The organism is Niastella sp. OAS944 (genome assembly GCA_024809215.1).
Taxonomy (GTDB): Bacteria; Bacteroidota; Bacteroidia; order Chitinophagales; family Chitinophagaceae; genus Niastella.
This window is the reverse complement of sequence record JANUBW010000007.1, coordinates 274887-297442: the sequence shown is the minus strand read 5'-3', so window position 1 is coordinate 297442 and position 22556 is coordinate 274887. Positions and strand designations below refer to the sequence as shown.

The window sequence follows — 22556 nt, the reverse complement described above, 5'->3', positions numbered from 1 at the left end:
CTGTTAAATGCAATTATGAAGATTTTATTACAGTATCTTAAACCATACAAATGGTTGGTAGTGTTAACGCTGTTCCTGGCAGCCATTAATACGGCATTTTCCTTATTTGATCCTATTATCTTAGGTAAACTGGTACGGCTTGCCGGCGATTATAATAAAACACCGCATGCCCAACGAACTGTTGAGAGCTTCTTTGGCTCCTCTTTTTTTTATGGTGTTATTTGGCTGTTACTGGCCTCTATTGGGGTGGCCATGGTAAGCCGTATTGCCAAAAACTTTCAGGACTATTTTCTGAATGTAATAGTTCAAAAATTTGGCGCCAAGGTATTTACCGATGGGTTGAAACACGCTATGCGTTTACCTTATCAGGAGTTTGAAGACCAACGCAGTGGTGAAACCCTGAGCGTGCTTACCAAGGTTCGGGCCGATACAGAGAAGTTCATGAACTACTTCATCAACATTATGTTCGGTGTGCTGGTAAGCGTAACCTTCGTTATGGTATATGCAAGTATCTGGATCAGCTGGTACATAGCAGTTGCTTATGTAGTAGGCATCTTCTTACTTACTACCATCACTAACCTGTTAAGTAAGAAAATAAAAAGTATTCAAAAGAACATAGTAGGACAAACTACTGCCCTTGCCGGCGCCACTACCGAATCATTACGCAATATTGAGCTGGTAAAAAGCCTTGGCCTTACCAACCAGGAAGTAGGCAGGTTGAATAAAAACACGTACAAAATACTGGGTCTTGAATTAACCAAAGTAAAACGCGTGCGCAGTATTGCATTTGTACAGGGCACATTTGTGAACACATTACGCCAGGTGATATTGTTTATTTTGATGTACCTGATCTTCCACGATAAAATGGATTTCGGTCAACTGGTTACCATGCAGATCTTCTCATTCTTTGTATTCGGTCCATTACAGGAGATCAGCAATATCATCATCTCTTATCGCGAGGCAGAAGCATCGTTGAACAACTTTCATAACCTGATGACGAAGGCGCCTGAGCGTATGCCCGAACATCCAAAACACCTCGGTAATATTCAAACGCTCGACTTTCAGTCGGTAGCATTCAAACACCAAACCGCCCAGCAACGCGCTATTGATGATATCAGCTTTTCAGTAAAGACCGGCGAAACCATCGCCTTTGTTGGTCCTTCAGGCTCTGGTAAATCAACCCTTATGAAACTGCTGGTAGGCTTGTACCGCCCTCAACAAGGGAAGATAATGTATAACAGCATCGACGAAACTGATATCAACTTCGAAGACCTGCGTAACCAGATTGGTTTTGTAACGCAAGACACCCAGTTGTTCTCTGGCACTATTAAAGAGAACCTGATGTTTGTTAATACCACGGCTACCGATGACGACCTTATGGACGCTCTTAAAAAGGCAAGCTGCATCAATTTGTTGGCCCGTGCCGAAAAGGGTGTGGATACCATGATTGGCGAAGGCGGTCTTAAATTATCAGGGGGCGAAAAACAACGGCTGTCTATTGCCCGCGCCCTTATACGCAAACCGCGGTTACTGATCTTCGACGAGGCCACCTCTTCGCTCGATTCACTGACCGAAGAAGAAATTACCAATACGATAAAAGATATTTCATCGCAACGTAATCAGATCACCATCCTTATTGCCCACCGCCTATCGACCATTATGCATGCCGATCGCATTTATGTGCTCGAAAAAGGTGATATAGTAGAAACAGGCAGCCACGAAAGCCTGCTCGAAGAAAAAGGTTTGTACTATGCCATGTGGCGGCAGCAGATTGGTGAAAGAAAGAAGGTTGCGGCTACCGCTTCTTAATTTTAAGTTTTTTGTTCTGAGTTTTTTGTTCAAGAGTCCCGACAGTACCGTCGGGACTTTTTTTATAGGTTTTAGCTCGCAGCTATTTTTGTACCTTTGCGGCTCATCAATAGAGTTCATAATGTCCGCATCAAAACCCAATTTCCTTTGGAGCATGTTAACCTGTAAATGTCCCCGCTGCCGTAGAGGACATATGTTCAATAATAGTAATCCCTGGAACCTGAAAAAGGTGTTTGACATGCCTGAGTATTGCCCCGAATGCGGTCAGAAGTTTGAGCTGGAAGTGGGTTTTTGGTATGGAACGGGTTATGTGAGCTATGCGTTATCAGTAGCATTATCGGTAGCATCGTTTGTAGCCTGGTATGTGCTCATTGGTATGAGCACCAAGGACAATCGCTTTTTCTGGTGGCTGGGCATTAATATTGGCTTACTTATTTTTCTACAACCCTGGCTTATGCGCCTTAGCCGCGTTATATATCTTTACTTTTTTGTTTCGTATGAACCAAATTACAAAACCAAGGCGCCTGTGAAAAACTCGCTTACTTAGCGCCAGCTACTCATCCACCTGAAAAATAAACCCAACCCCATACACACTATTAATGGCAATCTTTTTCGATGAACTCAAATGCTTTCTCAGGCGTGAAATAAAAACATCGAGGCTGCGACCCAGGAAATAATCATTTTCACCCCACAGGTCTTCCAGTATCTCTTCCCGCTTCAATATTTTATTCTTATGCAGGAACAGGTATTCAAGCAGCTCAAACTCACGCTGGGTTAGCGTAACGTACTTGTTATTGGCAATGCTTATCCTAAACTGCTCCTTGTTCATCACCATATCCCCACAGGTAGCAGCAGGTATTGTCTGCCGGTTTTTTTCCGTTACATTATGGCGGCGAATGATATTCCTTATTCGCAGTACCAGTTCATCAATGTCAAATGGTTTGCTAATGTAATCGTCGGCACCCAGTTTAAGACCATGCAGGCGGTCCTTTTTCTCATTACGGGCAGTTAAAAAAAGAAACGGGATATTGCTATCGAGGCGGTTTATACGTTCAGCCAGTTCAAAACCATCCATACCTGGTAATTGAATATCAATTACAAGCAGGCTGAACTCATGGGCTTTTTCCTTAAAAACGTTCAGTGCATGTGTGCCATTCGTGCACCATTCAATCTCGAAATCCATTACCTCAAGGTATTGTTTTACCACATTACCTAGGTCTGGTTCATCTTCTACAAACAGGACCTTATGTTTCATCGCTTGCGATGATTGATTTCTTGTTTTATTGCTGTTGACAGGGAATAAAGATAATAAACTCGCTGCCTTCTTCGGGTTTACTTTTTACATCCAGCTTCCAGCTATGTGCTTCAACACACTGCCGGGCATAATGCAAACCCAATCCCAGGCCCTGTATAGGTTCATTCTTCCAATTGGGCGCCCGGTAAAATTTATCAAATATCCGCCTGGTAATGGCATCGTTCATTCCAATACCATTGTCTTTAATGCTTAGTAAAACATATTCATCGGTATTGGTAGTTGAAACGGTTATCATTTTGGGTGAACTATTGTTATACTTTATTCCGTTATCAATAATGTTCTGCAGCATGGTGGTAAAATAAAATACATCCACAGCCACCATATCATGCACCGTATGCTTTTCGATATTCAGCTGCACACTACTGTCTGAGATATTCAGCCTGTAATCCAATAAAACATCTTCCAGCAAATCGTTGAGCGGTAAAGTTGTTTTATTCAGCTTCACCATTCGGCCCACACTTATATCAATTACCTGCCCTATCAGCTTTTTAAGCCGGTCGGCCTGCCGGCTAATGACGCCGGTAAGCGATACCACATTTTCTTTCTTCCCGGTTATCTTTTCATTTTGCAAACTTTTATTGGCAACCATTATGGCCGATAGCGGAGTATGAAACTCGTGGGTGATGTTATTGATAAAATCGGTTTGCATATCGGCCAGCTTCTTTTGCTTAAGCCAGTTGCGGAAGGTGATATAGAATATTACCAATACCGATAAAATAGAGAACAAAGAAAGCAGGAACACCGGCATCATCTTTTTTATTACCCCCCACACCCGGTCGTAGGTATCAATATGCAATGCAAAATCCATCTTATAGCTGTGACTGGCGGGGCTGCTTACGGTTAAACCGCTCACACTGTTCGTTGAGTTAATATTTTTCAATTTGCCCGAAATTCGAATACCACCGGAGTCCTGGATGGCCTTGTTAATGAGTGGGTACTTTTGACCATGGGTATAAATGGGAATGTATTTCCGGGCCTCAAAAGCAAAGTCAATATTCCTTATCTGCAGGCAATATTGCAAACTGTCGGTAATGCCAAGCTGTTTTTTCATGGCCTGTATCAGGCTGTCGCCGCAGCTTTTGGCCCTAAGCTCGGCAAACATACTGTCGCACATTACCTGCCGCAAGGTGTCAAATGCACCTTTGCGGTTTTGTTTATACAGCGCCTCCAGCGTGTCAATATATTTATATACATGTTTATCAATTATCTGCACTGCGCCGGGATATAACTTATCGTTATTGATGGCAGGTTCATACAAGTCGTGCATACCAGCTTTTTCAATAGCATAATAATGTTCGTCTTCCATTCTGTACATATTGAATAACAGGAAGAACTGTACAGATGCAAGTATAATAAAGGCAATACCCGCCACTACCTTATATATTGTTATAGGATGCTTGATCATAATCCAGGTGCTGCCAAGGAAGATAAACAGGTTTCCTGAATTTATACTACTCCGCACAGGCCGTTTAATTTCTGTTAACAATTAGTTTGGTTTCTATTGACAACAACATTCTTTAATTGAAATTATTTTGTTGTCTATTTTCAACCTAATAAAAACAATGAAGCGCGTAATTTTCACTTTTGTAGCTTGTAGCTGTTTCGGCATAGCCTTTTCTCAAAACACCATATCACAAAAAACAATCAAACCTTATGACTGGAACGACCGGAACAACAATCCCATTTACCGTAGCGACTCCATTACAAAAAAAGAGTTCACCCTTATTTTCCTTGTACAGGATTCAACCTTTAGCACCGAAACCCAAAAGAAATTAACCAACGCCTTTTTTAAAGTATACCCACAGGAAGTAAAACGCTTTAATAAAGAGGCCACAAAGAAAGTAGTATTCATTATCGACCCTTCGTATGAAGGAGTGGCGGCAGCCAGCAATAATATCATCCGCTGCAATCCTGAATGGATGAAAAAACACCCCGAAGACATTGATGTAATTACACATGAGGCCATGCACCTGGTTCAGGCTTACTACAAAGGCCATACCCCCGGCTGGTTAACAGAAGGCATAGCCGATTATGTTCGCCATAAATATGGCGTAAACAATGAAAAAGGCGGCTGGCAGTTAACACCTTTTAAACCTGAACACCATTATACAAATGCCTACCGAATTACCGCCCGCTTTTTGGTATGGATTGAAGCGAATGTTGACAAAAAGATCGTTGATAAAATGAATGCTGCGGCCTACAAAGGCGAATACAAAGACACATTATGGGTAGAATATACAGGTAAAACAGTTGACCAGCTGTGGGCCGATTATGCAAAAGCCCAGGCCCCTAAAAACTAGCTCAACCCCAGCGCTACAACTATTTAGCAGTAGATTTGTAGGCTCGTCTTATTACAAAAAAGAAATATATTGAAATGAACAAATGGTCACTGTTGTTATGGGCGTTTCCCTTATCCGTATGTGCTCAACAAAAAAACGTTGCTCAGTATGTTAATCCACTAATAGGTACGCAGCGTATGGGGCATACCTTTCCTGGCGCTACCGTTCCCTTTGGTATGGTACAGTTAAGCCCCGATACCGATACCCTTCCCTATGAAATGAATGGTAAATACAATGGCGATGTATATAAGTATTGCGCCGGCTACCAGTACGACGATAAATCTATTGTAGGTTTCAGCCATACCCATTTTAGTGGTACCGGTCATAGCGACTTAGGCGATTTTTTAGTTATGCCAACTGTGGGCGCCCTGCAATTAAACCCCGGGGTTGCAACCGATACCAAAACCGGTTTCCGTTCGGCATTTTCACATGCTAATGAAAAGGCCGAAGCCGGTTATTATAAAGTGCAGCTCGACGATGATAATATCACTGCAGAGCTTACCGCCAGCACCCGTACCGGTTTTCATCAGTATACGTTTCCCAAAAGCAATGACGCCCATATCATCTTCGACCTAATGCATGGCATTTACAATTATGATGATAAAAACGTATGGACCTTCATTCGGGTTGAGAACGATACCCTGGTTACCGGTTATCGCCAAACCAATGGCTGGGCGCGTACGCGTACCGTTTATTTTGCCATGACCTTTTCGAAGCCATTTAAAGAATATGGTTGTAAAGACTACAGCAAAAAACAGGTGTACCGCGGTTTCTGGCGTAAGTTCGATCAGTCGAAGAATTTCCCCGACCTGGCGGGCAAACAACTGCGCATGTTCTTCAACTTTGATACCGAAGCCGGTGAAAAGATAAAAATGAAACTGGCCTTATCTTCTGTAAGTACCGAAGGCGCTTTGCTGAACCTGCGTACCGAAATTCCGCACTGGGATTTTGAAAGAACAAAAGCCGAAGCACAAGCTGCCTGGAATACCGAACTAACCAAAATTTCGGTTGAAGCCCCCGAATCGGAAAAGCAGAATTTTTATACGGCCATGTACCATGCGTTTTTAGGCCCCACCGTGTATATGGATGTTGACCGTAAATACAAAGGGCTCGATCAAAACGTTCATACGGCCGCTAATTTCACCAACTACACCACCTTTTCATTGTGGGATACATATAGGGCATTGCACCCATTCTTTAACCTGGTGCAGCCTGCGCGCAATAGCGATATGGTAAACAGTATGCTGGCGCATTACGATCAAAGTGTGTTGAAGATGCTGCCTGTTTGGAGCCATTACAACAACGACAACTGGTGTATGAGTGGCTACCACAGCGTATCGGTTATTGCCGATGCCATCATTAAAGGCAATACAGGTATTGATGTAGCCCATGCGCTTGAGGCCTGTGTAACTACAGCCAGTCATAAGAACTATGAAGGCATTGGCCCCTATGTTGAAAAAGGATTTATTCCCGATGAAAAACTAGGCACCTCTGCTTCAACAACTTTAGAATATGCCTATGACGACTGGAGTATTGCACAGCTGGCGCAGAAGCTGGGCCGCAACGATATTTATGACGCATTCATGAAACGCTCAACCAGTTACAAGAACCTGTACGATGCATCGGTTGGTTTTATGCGCGCCCGTAAAGAAGACGGCACCTTTAAATCAGCGTTTGATCCGCTGAGCACCCACGGCCAGGGCTATATTGAAGGCAATAGCTGGAACTATAGCTTTTTTGTTCCTCATAATCCCAACGACCTGGTTAACCTAATGGGTGGCAAAAAGAAGTTCGGTGCAAGGCTCGATACCCTGTTCACCATGTACCTGCCCGATAAATATTTTGCCGAAACGGAAGATATTACCCGCGATGGTATCATTGGTAACTATGTGCATGGTAACGAACCGGCGCATCATGTGGCCTACCTGTACAACTTTGCCGGTCAACCTTATAAAACGCAACAACGAGTACGCATGATCCTCAAAAATCAATACAAACCTGCGCCTGATGGTTTGGGTGGTAATGATGATTGCGGACAAATGAGCGCCTGGTATTTGTTTTCAACCTTAGGTTTTTACCCCGTAGCACCTGGTGCTGCTGAATACCAGTTGGGAAGTCCGGCCATCAATAAAGCGGTTATCAAACTTGAAAATGGTAATACGTTCACAATTGAAGCCAATAACCAAAGCGATAAAAATGTGTATGTACAAAAGGTATTGCTCAATGGCAAACAACTGGACCAACCGGTTATTAGTCATGAAGACATAATGAAGGGCGGATCGCTGGTATTCTTTATGAGCGACAAGCCAAAGAAATAATGTACCGGTAACATCATTAATAACAAAAGTCTCGCCCGTAGGCGAGACTTTGTTTTATATTTCTGGGTTAGTAAGTAACTTTATTAAACGTTAATTTACAACAATTATTGTAAATAAGAAATAACTGCTTATTTACGTGCTGGTCTTGAAACGTGAAAGGGTCGCTCAATTTTGAAGCTCGCTGTTTCCAATTAGTCGGAAACTGAATAACTGAACAACTGAATAACCTGAACTAAGAACTGTGAACTCTGAAATGAGAACTACTTCTTCAGCACAACCGTAAATACCGACCCCTTCCCTACCTCACTTTCACAAGTTATACGTCCATTTATTTCTTCCACTAATCTTTTTACAATAGATAGTCCCAGGCCGTTAGAACCTTCGCCATCTGTGGGTCGCGATGATATTTTACTGTACTTCGAAAACAGGTAAGGTAGTTCTTCTTTATCTATGCCTACGCCTTCATCACGCACCTTTAAGCTGATGGTATCTACATCTTCGTTAAGTTGCAGCCATACATTGCGGCCCTGGGGCGTATACTTGATGGCATTCGACAACAGGTTCTCACAAATACGGCTTACCAGGTAGCGATCGCTTAATATAAAGAGTTTCTTTCCTATTTCGGTATGTAAAACAATACGCTTTCGGTTGGCCATTGGTTTAAAGTTTTCGACCATTTCTTCGGAGAAGGCACGCAGATCAAACTTTTCCAATTGCATTTTATGATTACCAATATCGGCGCGTTCTACATCAAGTATTTGGCGTATCAATCTTTCGCCATAAGCGCCTGCTTGTAAAATACGGTTCATGGCTTTTTGCTGTTCCTCTGTTAACCGGTCGAAATCGTTTTGCAATACCTGCCCCCAAATTTGAATGGTGGCAAAAGGTGTGTTCAGGTCGTGCGACACTATGCTTATAAGTGAGTTCTTTTCATAATTCAATTCCGACAGCCGGGCATTTTGTTGTACAATTAAATCGTTGGTAGCCTTCAATCGCCGGTGAGCTTCCCGTTTTAATATAAAGCCAATGGCTATTAGTACCCCAATAATGCCGAGTGCGGCTGCAACCAGTGTAACCTCTCTTGTTCTAATGGTTTCTTTTTCTATTTTATCCTGTAGCAAAATATTTTCTGCTTCGCGCTCTTTTGCATGAAATCGTTCCTGCAGGGAAGCAATGGTTTTGTAAGTATCACTATGCAGAATAGCCGTATCGAGCGAATACCAATCTTTTACGTACTGATAAGCTTTTTTGTAATTACCACTGTACTCAGCCAGTTTTGCCAGTATGGAATAACTATCGGCTTCCTTGCTTTTCGATTCAAGCCGTTGTGCTATCTCCATCGCCCCTTCTGCATAAATAGTTGCCGAATCAAACTGACGCTTTTCAATAAATACATCGGCCAGGTTTAGTTTGGCTACCCATAGCGAGCTCAGATCATTATTATTGCTATGCCGTACCAGGTTTTGATGAAAATAAGGCAGCGCGGCATCATACATCTTTTCTTTAAAATATAAATTGCCCAGGTTGTTATAGGTGCTCGATAAACTGATCAATCCCCGCCGCTCCAGTGGCCGGCCCAGTTGAACAGCTTTCTCCAATAATATGCGTGAGCTGTCGTATTGTTTTAGTTGCGTATAAATAACCGCCAGGTTATTGTAAGTATTTATGAGCGATGGAATTTTTCCATCGCCTTCCGTCATGCGAGCGCATTGCAGGTAAAACTCTTTTGCTTTTTCAGGTTCCCTTATGGCAAAATAAGCAATGGCCAAATCGCTCAAAGCTGCCAACTCGTATTCCGGTGCTTTAATCAAACGCGCTGCCTGTAAAGATTGCAGGTAATATTCAATAGCCTTTTCGTAGTTATTGCTCAGGTCTTCGCAAATACCTTTCAAACGAAGTGATAATACATTACCACGATTGTATTTAAGTAAGTCGGCTTCTTTGGAAATGTAGTCGGCGTAATACTGAATGGAATCTATTTTGTCTTCAGAGAAATCGAGACAGCGATCATATAGAATTTTCAACTGGTTTGTATCAACCTGTTGAGCAAATGAGTGTACGCAAGTTATCAGGATCCCTAAAAGCAGATAGTATTTCAACGGTATAGCCGAATTGTACTACCAAATTAAGAGTTTTTACTTATTAATCAAGTAAGTGGGTAATTTTGTGACTTATATACCGGCGTTTTTATAAATTAATATCTGAAAAGCAGCTATCTTATTATTCTATTAGTTTATTCTTTAATGCGAACTTCACCAATCCAACAGTATTATTAACCCCCAGTTTGGCAATCAGGTTCTTCCGATGGGTTTCAACAGTGCTTACGCTCAGGAAAAGTTTCTTCGCAATTTCCGAATTACTGTATTCTTTGCAAATAAGGGTGAGTACTTCAATTTCGCGCTTAGATAAGATCTCATCTACCTTCTTATCTTCAATGGTAACAGTATTCCTGAAATCCTGGTTGGTATCAAGAATATTGATCTCCTTACTAAAGTATTTATTACCATCAGCTACTGCGCTCAGGGCCTGAGTAAGTTCGGCAATATTTGTATTCTTTAACAGGTAGCCCTGTATATCGTACTTCAATAGTTTATGAATATAACGGGTGCCCCGCATGATGGTGAGATAAAGGATCTTCAGCGTGGGTTGTATTTCGCGGATCTTTAACAGCAGTTCTTCTTCACCTATATCTGGCAGGTGCACATCGAGCAGCAGGATATCAATGTTATTGTTTGGCAACTGGCTTAACAGGCTTTGGCCGGTAAATGCAGAACCTATAACCTCAATACCGGTTTGCTTATTCAACAATAAAACCAGGCCTTCAAGGTATAACTCATGGTCATCTGTGATAAAAACCTTCAGCATAATCTAAATAGTGGATCGGCTAGTTTTTCAAGGTTTATGGTTATAATACCGATCTACAGCAAATTAAAACTATTTAAACCATGCTAACAAAAAACGTAGCCATTCCATTATTTAATTTTCTAATTGCGCAAAGGGTACTGGTTACATTCATTACAGTTTACTTACAGTTGTTCGCTTTAGCAGGCTTTAGCGTTACAATTGGCAATAAGCAATGGGCAATAGACAAGACTTAAATCCTAAAGCCGAAGGCAAATACAGAAACCAGCTAACGAACTGTATTTACTTCTACATTTTTCATTCGACATTCTTCATTCAACATTCACGCCCGCCGCGGCGGGGCGGGCAAAATAAAAGCTCCCCGGCAAAAGTCAGGGAGCTTTTTTTATACGGATTAAATTTTCTACGTCATCGTGTTTTCAGCATAGCCCTTACCTGTTGGGTAGCGCCGTTTTGGAAACGCGCATAATAAACACCCAACGGAAGACCATACCCATCGAAGGTTACAGTATAGGTACCGGATGTATATACTTTATCGGTAAGTGTTTTAATTGCCCGTCCCATTGTATCTATTATCTGTACCAATGTGTGGCCGCCCTTTGTATTGAACGTAATAGATGTTCTTTCAACAAACGGGTTGGGATAATTAATGATCAGCTGCTCGCCATCGTTCCTTACATCATCTATACCCGTAACACCGCAAGCAGTATTTACACACAATGGAAGGTTCTGAAAATTCTTGAGCATAATGGTCTGCAGGTCTACATCATTAACACAGAACCATTGTTTAAGAATGGAAGCATAAATACTTCTGAAGTCATATTGAAAAGGCACGTTATCGTTTCCACCCGCTCCTGTTGGAATTTCGGGATTGGTACCAAAAATGCCGGGCCTTACATTCTTACCAAATACAAATACCGGTGCGGCTGCGCCGTGATCGGTACCCAAACTTGAGTTCGATTTTATACGACGACCAAACTCAGAGAAGGTCATGCCTATCACCCGGTCTTCAACACCAAGACCTTTAAGATCGTCCATAAAACATTTAATGGCGTCAGATACCCGTGCCATCAGCTTGGCGTGGCCGCCAATGGATGTATCAGCCGCTTCAACCTGGCTCGAATGGGTATCGAAGCCACCGGTGCTTACCATGTATACGCGGGTCTTTAAACCACCTTTTACCAACCTTGCTACAATACGGAGCTGTTGGGCCAGGTCGTTATTGCCGGGGTATGAACCTTGTGTTTTAACTTTTGCAGCAGCAGCCCTTATTACGTTTCCGTATAGTTCAGTTTGATCCATTATCATACGAATGTAGGCCAGCTCCTTTGCCCAGGGCGTAGGCGGCAACGGATCCGTTAAGTGATCGATGAAGTTATAGAAGTCTTCCGGATTACTGATGGTCATACCCATAGGGAATGAAGGGCCCTGCAAAGCCAGTGAAGCTACTGAACCGATCTGTATTGCCAGGGGATCGGGCATTTGCGCTGTTGGATAGCCGTTGGGAAAGTTCGGGAACTCTGAATTGAGGTACCGGCCTACCCAGCCGCTGTTTACTATCTTATCCGAATCGGATGCAGTCATCCAGATATCTGTAGCCCTAAAGTGCGAGAAGTTGGGTGAAGGATAACCAACCGCCTGTATTATGGCTAATTTATCTTCATTGAACAGGGTTTGTAAACCACTCATACTGGGGTGTAAACCTGTTTTTGCGGTGCCTTTAAGGGGAAGTATTTTGTTTTGCTTGATGGCAATATTTTTACGGGCGCCATAATAATCAGCATATGTGTCAATGGGTATTACCATGTTCAATCCATCGTTACCACCGTTGAGCTGTATCAGCACCAACACCTTATCGGTATCGGTGGCCGTACCCATAAGGGCCTGTACCAATGGAGACGCCTCTGTAAAAGCCTTTACTGAAAAACCGTTCAGTAATGCAGGCAACGTTACAGATGCTGGCAATGTTTTTTTAAAAAAGTCTCTGCGCTTCATAAGATCGGTTTTTTTGTTAAGCTAATTGGTACTCGGCCAGGTTCATTAAATATTTGTACAACGGCTGCAAACGGTTGTACACGACATTATAGCTAGTCGTGTCAATGTTACGGGCGTTCCAATAATTGGTCCAGTATGATTCATCTGACTGGCCCAAAAGCAATATCTGCGTTTTAATGGATGCTTTTCGCGAAGCAGAAAGCGGTACCCGGTACAAAATATCAAGCACACCCTCAATCAAAGCATCCGGAAGGTGTGCATCGGTAATCTTTTCGGTAAATGCCACCGGATCGATCTTCAACGTTATGTTATTGCGCATATAGCCGGTACCTATCAACTGATCAATAAACCGTCCCCGCTTGGGCATGGTATCGTGGTTGATCCACATTTCATAGTACTGCGGTAACTGGTGGTATGCAGGCCAGCCCGACACGCTTGGTGGATCGGCAATATTCTGTTGCATCAGCTCTGCCTGGTTACGCAGATAGTCCCACATGCCATATTGATTTACATAATCCGACGCATCGGGTATCACTACCTCAAATTCACGCACCAGTCCTACTATCATTTCAATCGGGCTTTTTATCAAACATCCCTGACTAAGCGGATCGAAGAAATGTTCGCTTTTCAACAGTTCCGATAGTATTGGTTTTATTTCCCAGTTCTGGGCAAACTTCTGGGCCAGTGGCTTAATAACATTATTAAGCGTATCGGGTTCTATAGTGTAATAAACAAACCAGGTGTATAGCTTTTTTACAATGAATTCAGAAACCTCAATCTGTTTGGCGAAGATCATGTTTATGAGCTCATCTATTTCAGCTTCGGCGCCGGCAGCATCGCTACGGCCCGCAATTGCAGCGCCACCAAAGAATGAAGAAAAGGTCTTGGTAGTTTTATCGTGCGCTTCGGGTTTAAAGAAAACCGATTCGTCTTCAGGTTTAATTCGCCAGCCGGTCAATACTTTGGCAGCGGCTTTTACATCCTCTTCGGTATAGTTAGGATTGTTTTCTTTACCCAGTGTAAATAGCTCCTGTAATTCACGGGCATAGTTTTCATCAGGTGCTGTATTGGTATTCAGGTAACCGTTGAGGTAACGCAGCATGGCCACGTTCAACGTCATATCCTTTACCAGTTTTTTAAAATTGCCAAGAGCGCTTTGGGTCAACAGCGAATTATAACGGTAGCCATAAGTGGCAGTTTCGTACATGCTGAATTCTGTTGACCAGTGGTTATGCCAGAACAGCACCATTTTTTCACGAATCGTTCTATCCTGGTTTATCATATTACCAACCCACCACGACTTTAGTGAATTGCCTCTTTTGCCATTGGCAGTACCATCGGTTGAAATGGCGTTAACCCAGGTAGTTCCGGGCGCTACAGCAATATCAGCATCTGCACCGTCAATGTCGGTATTGTCGTAATTCTTCAATGGTGGCGCTGGTAGTGCAGTAGATACATTCAGTAATGCATCAACTGCGCCTGAAGGCCCTAATGAAAGAAAATAATCGATGTCTGCTTTTTTGGCCCCGAACATAGTACGCTTCAACAAGTGTGATACTTCTTTGGCTGTCCAGGTACCGGCGTAAGGTGTTAATCCGGAGTAAATTTGACGCAAGCCTCCATAGGGCATTGGAGAAGTAGCTTTGGCTCTTCTTCCCAGCGTGAAGAATTCTCTTCTATCCATAAGGTTGATTTTGGAAGATTGCTTCATGAAGTCGGCCTTTTGACTACAAGATGACAATCCATTTGGCGGAGTTTGAACAAAAATGTTGCCACTTGATGAAATGGGGATAATTGACGTACATTTTCATATACGTTGCGTAACTATACGAACATAAAAAAAGCTGCCTCTTAATGAGAAGCAGCTTTCTATATAATAGTGATTTCTACTAATTAATATTTTCTATAATTCCTGCTATTCCCTGCCCTCCGCCAACACAAGCCGTAACAATACCATACTTCTTGTTAAGGCGCTTCATATCATGAGTAATTTGAATAGTTAGCTTACAACCAGTACAACCCAATGGATGTCCTAATGCAATAGCACCGCCGTTTATATTAACAATATCAGGATTCATTCCTAAGGTACGTATAACCGCTAATGCCTGTGAAGCAAATGCTTCATTCAATTCAACCAGGTCTATTTGGCCTAAGCTCATAGATGCCTGCTTTAATACTTTAGGCACTGCTTCAACGGGGCCAATACCCATAATACGTGGATGCACACCTGCAGAAGCACATGCAACCAAACGGGCAATTGGCTTTAAACCCAGTTCGTTTACCATTCTCTCACTCATTACAATAACAAAGGCAGCACCATCGCTTGTTTGTGACGAGTTACCCGCCGTAACACTGCCATTGGCGGCAAATACGGGTTTCAGTTTATTCAATACATCTATACTGGTATCCTTGCGCGGACCTTCATCAGTATCTACCACATAGCTGCGGGTTTTCTTTTTATTCTTTTCATCGAGGTAAACCTCTTCTACCGTAATAGGCAGAATACCATTTTTAAAATAGCCATTCGTTATTGCGTTGATGGCCTTTTGATGGCTTTGATAGGAGAAGATGTCCTGATCTTCGCGGCTTACATTATATTCTTTAGCCACTGCTTCGGCAGTTAAGCCCATGCTTAAATAATAATCAGGTTCATCCTTGGCAATGGAGTAAGCAGGTACTGTTTTCCAACCGGCAGTTGGCACCAGGCTCATGCTTTCGGTACCACCGGCAATAATACATTCGGCCATACCGCTGCGAATTTTGGCAGTAGCAATGGCAATGGTCTCAAGCCCCGATGCACAATACCGGTTTACAGTGGCGCCGGGCACATCGAACCCAATGGCGCGGGCGGCAATGATCCTGCCCACCTGCAGCCCTTGCTCAGCTTCGGGAACGGCGTTCCCTACAAGCACATCGTCGACCCGTTTCGGGTCAAGCTGCGGAACAGAAGCCATTAATCCTTTTATCACATCAACGGCCAGATCATCGGGCCGGTAGAACCTGAAGCCGCCTCTTTTGGCTTTTCCTACCGCTGTGCGGTAACCAGCTACTATATACGCTTCCATATATAAAGTTTAGTGTTTTAATCCCACATGGTTGTTTATGCAACTTTCTATACCAAAATTAAGGATTGGGAAGGTGAATACCAAAACTTGCAATTGCGCGGTAATTTGACAAATTTTGCCTGAAATAACCATTTACTTAATTCCATTCTGTTCAATTCATTACAATGCTTACACGGAATATTCCCGGCACTTTTCTGTTACTGCAACTGCTGCTGTCTTTTTCGATCTGCTATTCGAACGACGGCGCTTTTCGAACATCGGGCAACCAATTAATTCCTATGTATGAAACAGACATCTCTGTTAAAAAAGAGATCCTGACCATTAACAGAACAGGTTCCCTAAAGGCGGCAATAACTGTTTATTATGAATTCTTCAATCCAACATCAAATAAAGAACTTGAAGTAGGCTTTGAAGCGGTTTCGCCTTCTGGTGATGTTAACATGCGGCCAGTGAACGGTCAACATCCATACATTACCAAGTTCACTGTTAATATGAATGATGCAGCAATTCCATTTAAGGTGGCCATTGTTAGCGACAGCCTGTATTACCGTAACGGAAAATATAAATCAAAAACAATTGCGCAGGCGCTAAAGGAAGTCGACGAGTATGACCTGGTTGATTTTTTTTACGTGTATCATTTTAAGGCGTTATTTAAACCCGGATTAAATATCATAAAACATACGTATACCGTTGATCTTTCCAACTCCATAGCTGAGAATTATGCCCTGCAATATATACTTACAGCTGCGGGGCGATGGGCAAACCGGCAAATTGATGATTTTACCCTGCAAATAAACATGGGTGAATTACAGGACGTTTGGATCAGGAATACCTTCTTCTCCAACGTTTCTGAATGGCAACTGCCAGAAACAGCAAAAGCTATTCAGTTAAAAAAGAGCAACACCGATAACGATATAACTGATACAGCTGAATTTTTCGTACGCAAAGGAATGTTGACGTTTCAGAAACAGAACTTCAAACCTATAGGCGAGTTATATATAGAATCATATAAAAACTGGTTTTATTACAGATCACAGGATGAAAATATGAATGATGATTATTTCAATTGCAAACGCGATCGGTTGCCATTTTCTATCGAGGATCAGGATGGCATAAATAAGCCGGCCGATGAGCTTTCAAAAAGGATACTAAAAAACCTGCCCTTTGCAAGAAGGGGTTATATTTTCAAATCGCCCGAATTACAATCCTATTTTGAAAAGCAACGCTGGTATAAAAAACAGGAAACCTATAAACCCATACTTGCTGAGTTAACACAAAAGGAGCAGGCCTGGTTAAACAGGTTGTAACGGGAACTATGAACTGGGAACAATGAACTATCTTCGCACCGAATTATGTACAACTTACTTCGCCGCCTGTTATTTTGTTTTCCGACCGAATCAGTCCATTATTTCTCCATGAATATGATGAAAATGGGCTGTTCTCTTGGGGTCGTTCGTAAATCCATTTCCGGCCAATTCACCCCTAACAAGGGTGGCCTGGCAAAAGAATTATTTGGCCTTAGGTTTAAAAACCCCGTTGGCCTGGCCGCCGGATTCGATAAGAACGCCCTGTACCTTACCGAGCTGGAAGCGCTGGGTTTTGGTTTTGTTGAAATTGGTACGGTTACCCCAAAACCGCAGGCTGGTAACGACAAACCCCGCTTGTTCCGCCTGCCTAAAGACAAAGCCCTCATCAACCGCATGGGTTTTAACAATGACGGGGTGCAGGTAGTGGCGCAACGCCTTAAAGAATGGCGGGAGAAGCAAGCCGCAAGCTACAAGCTTCAGGCTACAAGCAACTCACCAGTCACCACTCATCATTCACCACTGATCATCGGAGGTAATATTGGTAAAAACAAAGTCACTCCTAACGAAGAGGCCTGGAAGGATTATGAGATCTGCTTCCGCGCCCTGTTCGATTGTGTTGATTACTTTGTGGTAAATGTTAGCTCGCCCAATACCCCCGGTTTGCGCGAACTGCAGGAAAAAGATTCGTTACGTAAGATCCTGTCGCACCTGCAAACTATTAACCAGCAGCTGAGTGGCGCCGATACCGACAAAAAGCCCAAACCCATATTATTAAAGATAGCGCCAGACCTCACTCCACAGCAAATTGACGATGTAATTGACCTGGCTATGGAAATAAAATTAGACGGACTGGTTGCCTCCAACACCACCGTCAGCCGCGAACAATTGAACACTACCGGCCAGGAGCTGGAAGCTATTGGCGCCGGTGGATTAAGCGGCGCTCCCGTTCGCCAGCGTTCTACCGATATTGTAAAATACATTTCTCAAAAAACAAAGGGCCAGTTACCCGTTATTGCCTCTGGTGGTATTTTTACCAGCGCAGATGCCAAAGAGAAACTGGCTGCCGGCGCTGCCCTGGTTCAGGTTTGGACAGGCTTTGTTTACGAAGGCCCGGGTATTGTGAAGAATATTTGTAATGGGTTGTAGCATTTGCAAAATAGAACTGTTGCCTGTTACCGGTTTCGGGGCCTAAAATTCACAACGTTAAACAATTATTCGGGTTTTCCCGGTAACCGGCACCTGGTAACCGGTAACCAAAACATTATTTAAACCCATAACCTGACACTTACCCAAATTATATTCTTTTTACCTGAAACATTCCTGCATCATGCCCTACTAATGATGCACTTGGAGCAATAATTGGTGTTTACGTGGCTCACCCAGGTGTTAACATACCGGTAGCCGTTGGCCCGCCTGTTGCATATTACCAATAAGTTAATTGACTTTTTCTTATTGTACCGGTCGAACAGTTGGTTCGGGCGGAAATTGCCAATTGGCCCGGCCACCTTATTTTTGCCCTTCATTTTTATTACCGACCAACCATGACAGAATTATTTACTATTGATGCACTCATCAGCTTACTAACCCTTACCGTACTGGAAATTGTACTGGGTATTGATAACGTCATTTTCGTGTCCATACTTATGGGCCGGTTAGACAAAACGCAACAACTGAAGGCCCGCCGCATCTGGATGTTTGCGGGTATAGCTGTTCGTATCTGTTTGTTGATGGCCATTGGCTGGTTAGTAAAGAATGGTAATAGCGAGCTGTTTGGTTTTAGTTTCAGGAACGATCACTATGCCTTTACCCTGCGTAACCTTATTATGCTGGCCGGTGGTTTGTTCCTTTTGTATAAAACAGTTAAAGAAATACACCATAAGCTCGAAGGGGAAGATGAAAAGTATGAAAGCAATCCCCGCAAAGCCGCATTTGGTGCAGTAATAGCTCAGATCATTATCATTGATATGGTTTTCTCGTTCGACAGCATTATCACAGCTGTTGGATTGGCGCAGCAGGTAAAAGTTATGATCATTGCGGTTATTATAGCTATGATCATTATGTTCTTTTTCAGTGATAAAATTGCCGATTTCATACACAAGCACCCTACCCTTAAAATGCTGGCCCTCGCCTTCTTATTAATGGTTGGTTTCAGCCTGTTCTTTGAAGGTGTTGAGCCTTTACACCATAGCCATATTCAAAAAGGCTATATATATTTTGCTATGGCCTTCTCTTTTGGTGTAGAAATGTTGAACATGTATATGCGCAAAAAAGCAAGGGGCAAAAAGGTTGAGCTACACGAACCGATTGTTAAGAAGGAAGAACATAATTCTATATAACCAATTGGCACAAACAAAAACCCTCCCGAAACATCGAGAGGGTTTTTGCTTTTTGAATAAGTTTTTAGAACTCTTGCCTATTGTCAATTGCCTATTGCGTATTGGTTAAAAGCACCGCTGAGACCATACCCGCCGTTTCTGTTCGCAAACGGGTTTCTCCTAAGGATACAGGTATAAAATAATGCTCGGTTGCAAAGCTTATTTCTTCATTGGTAAAATCGCCTTCGGGGCCAATTAATACTATTTGTGAGGGAAGCGAGGTATTTACCAACGCCGCCAGGTTTTGTTTATTACCGGGCGCGCAATGGGCTATGAACTTTTGTGTATTATCAATTACATCCTCCTGCTTCAATAACTGGCCAAAACCAACCGGCTGATGCAATACGGGCAGCCACGCCTGTTGCGATTGCAACATAGCACTCACTAATATGTTATGCATACGGTCGAACCGGAAGTTTTGCTTTTCAGTGCGGTCGCATATCAGTGGTATAATTTCAGTAATGCCTAATTCAGTGGCCTTTTCAAGGAACCATTCCAGCCGGCTGTTGTTCTTTAGCAACGAAATGGCAATGCTGGTTTTCCGGCCCGTTCTTTCAATAAACTGCTCTTTTTGTACCGTTACCCGGCATCGTTTTTTATGATCGTCTATGATCGATGTGAGTAGTAATGTTCCCTTGCCATTGGTCAAATGCAACTGCTCGCCCTTTTTCATGCGTAGCACATTGATCACATGTTTGGAGGTATCTTCATCCAATTCAATCTCCGGCATACCGGCAGCAACATCCGAAATATAAAAAAGCGGCAGGTTCATTTCTTTATTCTTTCGTACAAAATAAAACAAAAAAGTCCTGACAGTATCGTCAGGACTTTCAGGATTAATTTTACAATCTCGTCTGGAATTAGAAGAATATTGTTTTAAAACGGGGCTTCGTCATCATCACCGAACGGCATATCGTTCATCTTACTACCAGCCTGTATGTACAGCTTGGCTCCGTCATCGCCACCAGCTCCGGCTGCGCCGCCACCGCCTCCACCATCTACTGGTTTCCAGCTGCCGCCACCGCCGCCCATACCCAAACCACTGAAATCATCACCTTCAAATTCAACAAACTTTTGAATATGAAGTTGGGCTTTCAGCCTAATTGTTTCCAACGAACCGTTACGGTGCTTGGCTATACGTACGTGGGTTTCCCCTTTATTGCTTTCTCCCATTTCATTGGAAGTAATATCATAATATTCGGGACGGTAAATAAACATTACCATGTCGGCATCCTGCTCAATGGCACCCGATTCGCGAAGGTCACTCAGCTGCGGCATCTTGTTACCATCTTTACGCGTTTCAACCGCACGGCTTAACTGCGACAGGGCAATAATGGGTACGTGTAACTCCTTCGCCAGCATTTTTAAGTTACGCGAAATGGTACTGATCTCCTGCTCACGGTTGGTGTTCTTACCATTACCGGCGCCACTCATCAGCTGCAGGTAGTCGATGATAATAAGGCCGATGTTGTGTTTTGTTTTCAACCGGCGACATTTGGCACGAAGCTCAAATACGTTCAGCGCCGCCGTATCGTCAATAAAGATAGGCGCCTGCGCCAGCCGTTGAATACCTTTGGCATACAACTGCTTCATTTCATAATCTTCCATCTTACCACGCGAGATCTTTTCGAGCCAAACTTCACTCTCGGCACTAAGGATACGTGTTACCAGCTGTGCCGAGCTCATCTCAAGGCTGAAGAATACAATGGGCGTTGGGCGGGTACTGCTCAATGCAGCATTGCGCGCCAGGTTAAGGGCAAACGCCGTTTTACCTACCGCCGGACGGGCAGCCAGAATGATCAGATCTGATCCCTGCCATCCGTAAGTCACTTTATCGAGTGAAGGGAAACCACTTGGCACCCCGGTAATATCTTCGGTTTTGTGACGCATGTCTTCAATACGTTGTACGGTTTGCACCAGTACGGTATCGATGCTGTCATAGTTCTTCTTCATGTGGTTATTGGTGATCTCGAAGAGTTTCGCCTCAGCTTCATCGAGCAGGTCGAACACATCGGCGCTGTCTTCATATGCGTCACCAATAATTTCACCACTGATACGGATAAGTTCGCGTTGAATGAATTTCTGTAAAATGATCTTTGCGTGCGCTTCTATATTGGCTGAAGAAACAACTGAATTCGTTAAACGGGTTACGTAATAAGGGCCACCCACCATTTCAAGTTCCTCTTTGCTGCGCAGTTCTTCTACCACCGTCAAAATATCTATCGGCTGGCTTTTCTGCTGCAGGCTTTGCATGGCACGGTAAATACGCTGATGCGCGTCAACATAAAAGCACTCGGCTTTCAAAATTTCCACGGCTACGTCGAAGGCAGTTTTTTCGAGCATAATGGCGCCCAGTACCGCTTCCTCCAGGTCTTTCGCCTGAGGGGGCACTTTTCCGTACACCATGCTGCTCAGGTCTATTGAACCTCCGCGGCGACGTTGTTGTTTTCGGTCTTTGTTGTTCAGATTTGTTAAATCCATCGTTAACGGTCTACAAAAATTTAACCATTGGTTTGATAAAGTTTTTTCAGAAACAGGATCTCTTAAGGTGCTGAAGTGCTATGATGCGCGGTGCAACTTCTGGTTTAATACTGCCAACCAATGACGTTCAGGGTTAGTATTAATTTAGGAAAAGGTCTGTTATGTGAATATTACTGCACTGTTAACGCAATGTTACCGCATTAGGTCAGGAGGGCGAATATAGACCCCTCCTCAGCCCGGAAAACAAATTGGCTATTCTTAATTTAGTAACAACAATCCACAAATTAACCCACAAATTTAGCACACTTATCCACAGTATCAAGCATATATATTCACAATTAGCAAAAGTTTGCCACTCTTGTTCAATAGAAATCCACATTACATGTTGGTAAGAATAAAGCTCCGAATATTTGGATACAACAGCTGGAAAATAAGATGCAAGCTGGATGGGAATTTCCGCAATTTGATTAGTGAAAATCCTTACCTGTACAGCATTTTGCTTATGCCTTCGGGCTGTAATGGCCTGTTATCGGTTGTTTCAGCAGCACCATTTTTGCCAATGGCCTTTCCATCCACTTTCCAGCAGGTGACCCAGCCAGTGGCATAAATTTGGCGTATATAGTACAGGTATCCGGAAATAAAATCGTCAAACTCTATGTATCTAAACAAAAAACTGTTAATCGAATTTTA

17 protein-coding genes are annotated in these 22556 nt (G+C 43.1%); 7 read left to right on the top strand and 10 right to left on the bottom strand.

Annotation, left to right across the window (positions count from 1 at the left end; genetic code table 11):
• The first annotated feature begins 15 nt into the window (after window positions 1-15).
• Together GGD38_RS25650 and GGD38_RS25645 are read left to right on the top strand one after the other, a co-directional pair.
• Window positions 16-1809, top strand: coding sequence for an ABC transporter ATP-binding protein (locus tag GGD38_RS25650; RefSeq protein WP_375296745.1), 1794 nt, complete (start codon window positions 16-18; stop codon window positions 1807-1809).
• Between the two features lie 121 nt (window positions 1810-1930).
• The gene (locus tag GGD38_RS25645) at window positions 1931-2356 is read left to right on the top strand and encodes a DUF983 domain-containing protein (RefSeq protein WP_375296746.1); all 426 of its coding nucleotides are present in this window, start codon (window positions 1931-1933) and stop codon (window positions 2354-2356) included.
• 6 nt (window positions 2357-2362) lie between these two features.
• On the opposite strand, the gene GGD38_RS25640 is transcribed toward GGD38_RS25645, so the two are convergent.
• Together GGD38_RS25640 and GGD38_RS25635 are read right to left on the bottom strand one after the other, a co-directional pair.
• Window positions 2363-3064: a response regulator transcription factor gene (locus GGD38_RS25640; protein WP_375296747.1), complete on the bottom strand. Its 702-nt coding sequence runs from the start codon at window positions 3062-3064 to the stop codon at window positions 2363-2365.
• Between the two features lie 25 nt (window positions 3065-3089).
• Window positions 3090-4529: a sensor histidine kinase gene (locus GGD38_RS25635; RefSeq protein ID WP_375296748.1), complete on the bottom strand. Its 1440-nt coding sequence runs from the start codon at window positions 4527-4529 to the stop codon at window positions 3090-3092.
• 157 nt (window positions 4530-4686) lie between these two features.
• Between GGD38_RS25635 and GGD38_RS25630 the strand changes: the two genes are divergently transcribed.
• Together GGD38_RS25630 and GGD38_RS25625 are read left to right on the top strand one after the other, a co-directional pair.
• Window positions 4687-5424 carry a basic secretory protein-like protein gene (locus GGD38_RS25630; protein WP_375296749.1) on the top strand — a complete coding sequence of 246 codons (738 nt, stop codon included), beginning with the start codon at window positions 4687-4689 and terminating at the stop codon, window positions 5422-5424.
• 74 nt (window positions 5425-5498) lie between these two features.
• The gene (locus GGD38_RS25625; RefSeq protein ID WP_375296750.1) at window positions 5499-7781 is read left to right on the top strand and encodes a GH92 family glycosyl hydrolase; all 2283 of its coding nucleotides are present in this window, start codon (window positions 5499-5501) and stop codon (window positions 7779-7781) included.
• 260 nt (window positions 7782-8041) lie between these two features.
• On the opposite strand, the gene GGD38_RS25620 is transcribed toward GGD38_RS25625, so the two are convergent.
• The 5 genes from GGD38_RS25620 to GGD38_RS25600 form a co-directional block, all read right to left on the bottom strand.
• Entirely contained in the window at window positions 8042-9805 is a 1764-nt protein-coding gene (locus GGD38_RS25620; RefSeq protein ID WP_375296751.1) for an ATP-binding protein, read from the bottom strand.
• A 196-nt stretch (window positions 9806-10001) separates the two neighbouring features.
• Window positions 10002-10646 (bottom strand): response regulator, encoded by a 645-nt coding sequence (locus tag GGD38_RS25615; RefSeq protein WP_375296752.1) that lies wholly within the window; start codon window positions 10644-10646, stop codon window positions 10002-10004.
• Window positions 10647-11051: 405 nt separating this feature from the next.
• Window positions 11052-12638, bottom strand: coding sequence for a DUF1501 domain-containing protein (locus GGD38_RS25610; protein WP_375296753.1), 1587 nt, complete (start codon window positions 12636-12638; stop codon window positions 11052-11054).
• A gap of 16 nt (window positions 12639-12654) precedes the next feature.
• Window positions 12655-14322, bottom strand: a complete 1668-nt coding sequence (locus tag GGD38_RS25605) for a DUF1800 family protein (RefSeq protein ID WP_375296754.1) — start codon at window positions 14320-14322, stop codon at window positions 12655-12657.
• Between the two features lie 205 nt (window positions 14323-14527).
• Window positions 14528-15703, bottom strand: a complete 1176-nt coding sequence (locus GGD38_RS25600) for an acetyl-CoA C-acyltransferase (protein ID WP_375296755.1) — start codon at window positions 15701-15703, stop codon at window positions 14528-14530.
• Between the two features lie 164 nt (window positions 15704-15867).
• Here GGD38_RS25600 and GGD38_RS25595 point away from each other — a divergent pair, with 164 nt between their 5' ends.
• The 3 genes from GGD38_RS25595 to GGD38_RS25585 all read left to right on the top strand — a co-directional run bounded on the left by GGD38_RS25595 (window position 15868) and on the right by GGD38_RS25585 (window position 19346).
• Complete coding sequence (locus GGD38_RS25595) at window positions 15868-17010, top strand: YARHG domain-containing protein (protein ID WP_375296756.1); 1143 nt, start codon at window positions 15868-15870, stop codon at window positions 17008-17010.
• 45 nt (window positions 17011-17055) lie between these two features.
• Window positions 17056-18156 carry a quinone-dependent dihydroorotate dehydrogenase gene (locus tag GGD38_RS25590; RefSeq protein WP_375296757.1) on the top strand — a complete coding sequence of 367 codons (1101 nt, stop codon included), beginning with the start codon at window positions 17056-17058 and terminating at the stop codon, window positions 18154-18156.
• A gap of 395 nt (window positions 18157-18551) precedes the next feature.
• The gene (locus GGD38_RS25585; protein ID WP_375296758.1) at window positions 18552-19346 is read left to right on the top strand and encodes a TerC family protein; all 795 of its coding nucleotides are present in this window, start codon (window positions 18552-18554) and stop codon (window positions 19344-19346) included.
• 91 nt (window positions 19347-19437) lie between these two features.
• On the opposite strand, the gene GGD38_RS25580 is transcribed toward GGD38_RS25585, so the two are convergent.
• From GGD38_RS25580 to GGD38_RS25570, 3 genes are all read right to left on the bottom strand, one after another.
• Window positions 19438-20157: an RsmE family RNA methyltransferase gene (locus tag GGD38_RS25580; protein ID WP_375296759.1), complete on the bottom strand. Its 720-nt coding sequence runs from the start codon at window positions 20155-20157 to the stop codon at window positions 19438-19440.
• A gap of 104 nt (window positions 20158-20261) precedes the next feature.
• On the bottom strand, window positions 20262-21866 hold the full coding sequence (dnaB, locus tag GGD38_RS25575; RefSeq protein WP_375296760.1) for a replicative DNA helicase: 1605 nt from the start codon (window positions 21864-21866) through the stop codon (window positions 20262-20264).
• Window positions 21867-22346: 480 nt separating this feature from the next.
• A complete protein-coding gene (locus GGD38_RS25570) occupies window positions 22347-22535 on the bottom strand; it encodes a hypothetical protein (RefSeq protein WP_375296761.1) in 189 nt (62 codons plus the stop codon).
• Window positions 22536-22556: the final 21 nt, after the last annotated feature.